At 41.4% G+C, this 5,518-nt stretch carries 4 protein-coding genes and 1 pseudogene; 4 read left to right on the forward strand and 1 reads right to left on the reverse strand.

Annotated elements, in window-relative coordinates; genetic code table 11:
* On the reverse strand, positions 1-1,499 hold a 1,499-nt coding region (locus F6K37_RS31040; RefSeq protein ID WP_287254387.1), incomplete at its 3' end, for a SagB/ThcOx family dehydrogenase.
* A gap of 426 nt (positions 1,500-1,925) precedes the next feature.
* Here F6K37_RS31040 and F6K37_RS31045 point away from each other — a divergent pair.
* The 4 genes and pseudogenes from F6K37_RS31045 to F6K37_RS31060 form a co-directional block, all read left to right on the forward strand.
* On the forward strand, positions 1,926-2,465 hold the full coding sequence (locus F6K37_RS31045) for a pentapeptide repeat-containing protein (RefSeq protein WP_009149535.1): 540 nt from the start codon (positions 1,926-1,928) through the stop codon (positions 2,463-2,465).
* A gap of 25 nt (positions 2,466-2,490) precedes the next feature.
* Complete coding sequence (locus F6K37_RS31050) at positions 2,491-3,837, forward strand: alkaline phosphatase PhoX (protein ID WP_044494492.1); 1,347 nt, start codon at positions 2,491-2,493, stop codon at positions 3,835-3,837.
* Between the two features lie 169 nt (positions 3,838-4,006).
* Positions 4,007-4,273: pseudogene (locus tag F6K37_RS31055) on the forward strand (ISKra4 family transposase); the annotation flags it as partial.
* 42 nt (positions 4,274-4,315) lie between these two features.
* Positions 4,316-5,518: AGE family epimerase/isomerase (locus F6K37_RS31060; RefSeq protein WP_287254390.1), on the forward strand; the 1,203-nt coding region annotated here is incomplete at its 3' end.

A 5,518-nucleotide genomic window follows, 5' to 3' on the forward strand; every position in this document is an offset into this window, starting at 1 on the left:
AAAACGTCATTTACCTGGTCATCAAAGAAGCCACCAATACCACTTACTCCTAAACCAAGGTAAATAGCTGCTAGATTGAGCCGCTGTCCTAGATGACCAGCATCCATGTGCAAGTAACGGTAAGCGCGATCGCCTAATCTAGCCACTGCTTTTTGTAAGTCTGCGGTGTGGAACACCACTGCTCTGGCATCTCGACCCAAATCTTGCCCTAAACACAGAAAATGCAATTCTTTACGGAAGTTTTTAAACCGAATTTGCCGCAATTCTTGAGCCTTAGGGGCGTAATAATAGCAGCCTTCTTCTAAGTCATTAACCCCAGATACTGCTATAAATGTTTCGATTAAACTTAAATCAAAATAATCTGGTGTTCCATCTAACCCCTGTTCAATATAATGCTGAGGTTGGTATGTAAAATCCAGAAGAGCTTTTAGCTCCTCCAAGGTCAAATTAGCTGCACTATAAGCTCGGGTAGAGCGTCGTTTTAGAATAGTATCTAAAAATGCTTTCGGAGCATTACCTGAGCTGGTTAACTCCCCCCAATCTATGGGGTTTGTAGCCGTTGAAACTTTATCACAAAACGGAAAATTGTACTTGTCTTCTAACTGCTGGTCAATGTCTGTAATCTTTAAAGTATTACCCTTAGCTTTCCAATCACCACCCTCTTTAATTTCCGTAGCGCGGTGCAAATAACCCAATAATTCTCCATCTGGAATCTTTGGGTAATTAACTTCAGTAGGAGATGGCAACACAGTTGGGGCGATGGGCAAGTTTTGTTCAACTTTGAGCTGATCGGCCAGGGGGATTACTGCGATCGCTCCTTCTTGTTCCAGGTCTAGATAAAGCAGTTCATTAACTTTTTGATCAGCAAAGCCACCAATTAGGTGAGGTCGGTAATCACTCAAAGCCCCAGCTAACTCAATGTTGCCTAGCAGATGACCAGTGTCTAGAAAAATTCTACGGTATGCCCGGTCTTCATAGCGCCAGGCAGAGCGATAAAATACCGCTGTAGTTACAATAGCCAGTTCCGTACTCTCCAAAACTGGGTGCCAGAAGCAAGCCTCTTGCAGTGCATTCCAAACATCACTCTCCCAAAAATGAACCAGAGAATGGGTCAGACACTGATAGTTGTATAGTCCTGGTGGTAATAGGGGAGTACCACGGGAAATCAAATAAACTTCAGCTGGGTATAAGCCACCAGCAGAGGGAGCTGCCCTCAGATAAAGTGGTGGTCCCATGGTCTCCACCCTAGCTGTCAAACCATAACTACACAGTAGTAACTGGGATAGCCGCCACCAACTTTTACTCGGTTCAGAGGTAAACTGCTCCCGGTCTTGTGAGAAGTATGGTTTTAGGTCAAAGTTAGTCCCAACTTTGTAGTCTTTAAACGGTATCGGCTGCTTCTCCCAGTCTAAGCCCTTATTTTTGGCTGATATGGTTTCTGGAGCATATTTGGTGCGCTCGTGGTAGTGCTGAGCGATGGATACTGGCAGTTTTGACATCTTAGTTGCAACAGAACATGAAGCTTTGCTTTATATCTTGACAGGATTTTTGTCCTGTTCCCTGTTCCGGTGATCCGCTGTTCCCTGCTCCCTTATTGATATAGCGGTTTTTAGCCTAATCACGTACACAGGATTTTTGCCCTGTTCCCTATTCCCTGTTCCCTGCTCCGAAGTCCGAAGTCCCTGCTCCCTACCTAAGAAAAATTTCGAAAAAATTTTATTAAATAATTTTATTTTAATAAAATTATTTTGTCAAGTATTTTTATTTTTACGTAGCAAATTTTCACAAATATTAAAAAAGAATTATAATTAAGTGTGTAATGCGCTACAAAGTTATACCTTTATAAAATAAATAAGCATAAATACGCATTGACATTATTTTATAAATTGGTATTGGGCGGCAAAAGCTGACCTATTTATAGCGCAATGAAAAAGATTGGTGGAGCCGAGTTACTTGAACAATACGCTAGGGGTAGACGAGACTTTAGTGGAGTAGATATCAGTGAAGCTGACCTGTTTGAAGCAGATATACAAGCAATTGACCTGACTAGCAGCAATCTTAAAAAGACTTACCTGCCCTACTCTAATCTAAGTCAAGCCAAGTTGCAGCAAGCTCAACTTCAAGCAGTTCAGTTAAGTGATGCCCAGCTCTACCAGACCAATCTCTCTGGGGCGGATCTTCAGAATGCCAATCTGTTCAGAGCAAATCTACGTCGTGCCAATTTACAGGGCGCAAATCTAGCTGGTGCTAATCTCCAAGCAGCAGATTTGAGGGACACTGACCTGAGCCATGCCAATCTCAGCCATGCCAATTTGAGTAATGCTAACCTGAAAAGAGCTATCCTTACTAAGGCTCAGTTGAGGGGTTGCAACTTATTTCGAGCCGAGAACGTCGATCTTTGTGATGCCTACTTGGATAGTTCGACGATTTATCCTGATGGGCATAGAGCTGATGGCTCTGAGTGATCAAACACCTATCCGTTATCCACCAATGACTTTATCACGACGTCACTTCTTTGCCTTAGCCAGTGCTAGCACCGCTGGTGCAATTCTAGCATCCCCCTTGAAAGAGGTTTTTGCCAAGAAGGCTCTTGGTAAATCATTTCGAGGTAAAGGCTTTGGGTCCCTTCAGCCAGACCCTAATCAATTATTAGACCTGGCAGCCGGATTTAGCTATAAAATTTTATCCCGCACAGGTGACACCATGAGTGATAGCAATTTGGTGCCTGGTAGACCCGATGGCATGGCGGCTTTTCCTGCACCGGGAGGCAATACTGTCCTGGTGCGCAATCATGAACTTAGCCCCCATCAATTGGATAAACATGGATTGGTAGCAGTAGAGTATATCAAGTATGACCCCATGTGTTTGGGAGGCACGACAACACTAGTAGTGGCAGCCAATGGTCAACTGGTCAAACAGTACACTTCCCTCGCTGGTACTGAACGAAACTGTAGTGGCGGACCAACCCCTTGGGGTTCATGGATTAGTTGTGAAGAAAGCACCGTTACTCCCACCACTTATCCGGCAGATGACCCCAGAAGTGTTTCGATGAAGCACGGCTATAACTTTGAAGTGCCCATTACCGGTGAAGTGGTTCAAGCTGAGCCTCTAGTGGCCATGGGTCGTTTTAACCATGAAGCCGTTGCAGTAGATCCCAATACTGGGATTGTTTATCAGACTGAAGACAGGATGGATGGTCTGTTTTATCGCTTTATTCCCAAGCAACCAGGCAACTTAAAAGCAGGGGGTCTACTGGAGGCATTGAAGATCCAGGGAACATTTCAAAAAATCACGGTTGAAAACTTCCCTGTCGGTCAGCCCATGGCAGTAGAATGGGTTCGGATTGAGGATGTAGACCCGGAAGAAGATACTGTGCGGGTTGAAGGTTTTGGTAAGGGAGCAACCCAATTTACCCGGGGAGAAGGGGCATGGTACGGTAATAATGAGGTTTACTTTACCTGTACTAGTGGTGGTTCGTTAAATCCAAACACTGGATGGGCGAATGGAGCTGGTCAAGTCTGGCGCTATGTTCCTGGTAGCAATCCCCAAGAGGGTGGCACCATTGAACTGTTTGTTGAGTCCCATGACCGCAGCTTACTAGAACACCCAGATAATGTGACCATGAGTCCTTCTGGGGATCTCATCCTCTGTGAAGATGGTGGTGGTGACCAATTCCTGGTTGGGGTCAATCCTAAAGGTGAGCTTTACCAGTTGGCACGGAATGCCCTCAACAGCAGTGAGTTTGCTGGTGCTTGCTTCTCACCCAATGGTCGGATCATGTTCGTGAACATTCAAGAGCCTGGTATCACATTTGCAATTCAGGGCCCTTGGGTTTAGAGTCTAAAGCGGTTGTAAAGTCATAGAACTTGACAAAATAAAGAATATAGTGCTACGAATCTATGTTAGGACTTATAGATGACGAGTAGCGAGGAACACCGATGCCTGCTTCCTTAAGTTATGACCTACGCAGAAAAGCAATAGCGGCTGTGAAACGAGGTGATCCCAAAATAGACGTGAGCCGGAGAATATAGAAACGACCCTAAGAGACTATCTCCAAGGATAACTTTCACCAGAGATAGCTCATTTTTTTTGTCAGAAGTTAGTCAACTTTAAATTGGCAGATATTGAAGAATAAAAACGAGATTAACAGAGGTAGAAATAAGCGATAAACAGGCCGATTATTTTGAGTGCAAACCTGATAGTAGATTGAGTCCAAAACTTTAAAATAAATGCTCTGCTAATTTTTGAAAGTGAATCCGATAAGATAGCTGATTAAGATTTATGGACAATGACGGGAATAAAAAAAAAAAATTAATTGAAGTTCTGGGTTACTAAAATTGCTAAAACCCTTTATTTACAGATGATGAAAAAATATCGATTTTATTTATATGTACTTATTACTACTTTAGTAATTACCTTGATAGTTGGCTTGTCACCAACCATTAGCCAACCTATATTACTCGAACAAAAAATACAAACCCTAACCGGTGAAAGATGGTTACAGCATGTAGAAGAAGACCTCAATCCTTGGTGGTTAATGGAAACTGCTTTTGGTAAACCTGTAGGTAATTTTCCTAGCTTGCGATGTGACAATGGGGAGCTACTTGATTTGTCTCAACCATGCCCAATTTTTAAGGATTTAGAAGATGAAGACAATTGGATTAAAAATTACTTTAATAAAAAGCACATAGTTGCTCATTCTCGTCAAATTTACACCTACGGAGTTGCTTATCAATTGACTGGAAATCCTAAATTTTTAAGTTTAGCAAAATCTGGATTAGATTGGATTCGCAAATATGGATTTGATCGAGAAAATGGTGGTGTATTTACTGTATTTTCTGAAGATAATCTTACTCCTCTTTCTTCTGTTTCAGAGCGTAATAGTCAAGAACTAGCCTATGCTTTACAGGGGATGGCTTTTTATTACTATCTAACTCAAGATGAAGAAGTATTGCCAGATATTATTAAGTTAAAAGACTTTATCTTTGAAAATTACTATGATTCAGAACAAGACATAATACTTCAATTACCTAAAAACCCTCAAAACCAGGAATCCAAAAAACAAAGGAAAGGAATAGTGTATGAATTAGATCAAATGAACACCTATCTAATGCTTCTCGCACCGATATTACCTGAACCTTACCAGTCGCAGTGGAAAAAAGATTTGGTTCACATCTCGCGGATCTTAATGAACCAGTTTTACAGTCCTGAATATAATAATTTTTGGTATTATATTGACAATGCAGAAGATAAAAAAATATTAACTGGCAAAACTGATTATGGACATTCAATAAAAACTTTGTGGATGATCTACCTAACTGGTAAATTAGTTAACAATGAAAGATTTATTACTTTTGCGAGAACTAGTGCTGATAAGTTATTCAAAGAAGCCTATGATTCTGAATCAGGAACATGGTATTCACGATTGTATGCTGATAAAAATAAAAAATTAATTAAAGACCTTAATAAAAGTTGGTGGATCTATGCTGAATTGGATCAAGTAGCAGGAACTCTGAGA

Origin of the sequence: Moorena sp. SIO4E2, from assembly GCF_010671945.1 — a bacterium.
GTDB lineage: Bacteria > Cyanobacteriota > Cyanobacteriia > Cyanobacteriales > Coleofasciculaceae > Moorena > Moorena producens.

What these genes read in the sequence shown, in the direction of transcription:
- F6K37_RS31045 (WP_009149535.1), top strand. Translation starts at nt 1,926, where the DNA reads ATGAAAAAGATTGGTGGAGCCGAGTTACTTGAACAATACGCTAGGGGT.
- F6K37_RS31050 (WP_044494492.1), top strand. Translation starts at nt 2,491, where the DNA reads ATGACTTTATCACGACGTCACTTCTTTGCCTTAGCCAGTGCTAGCACC.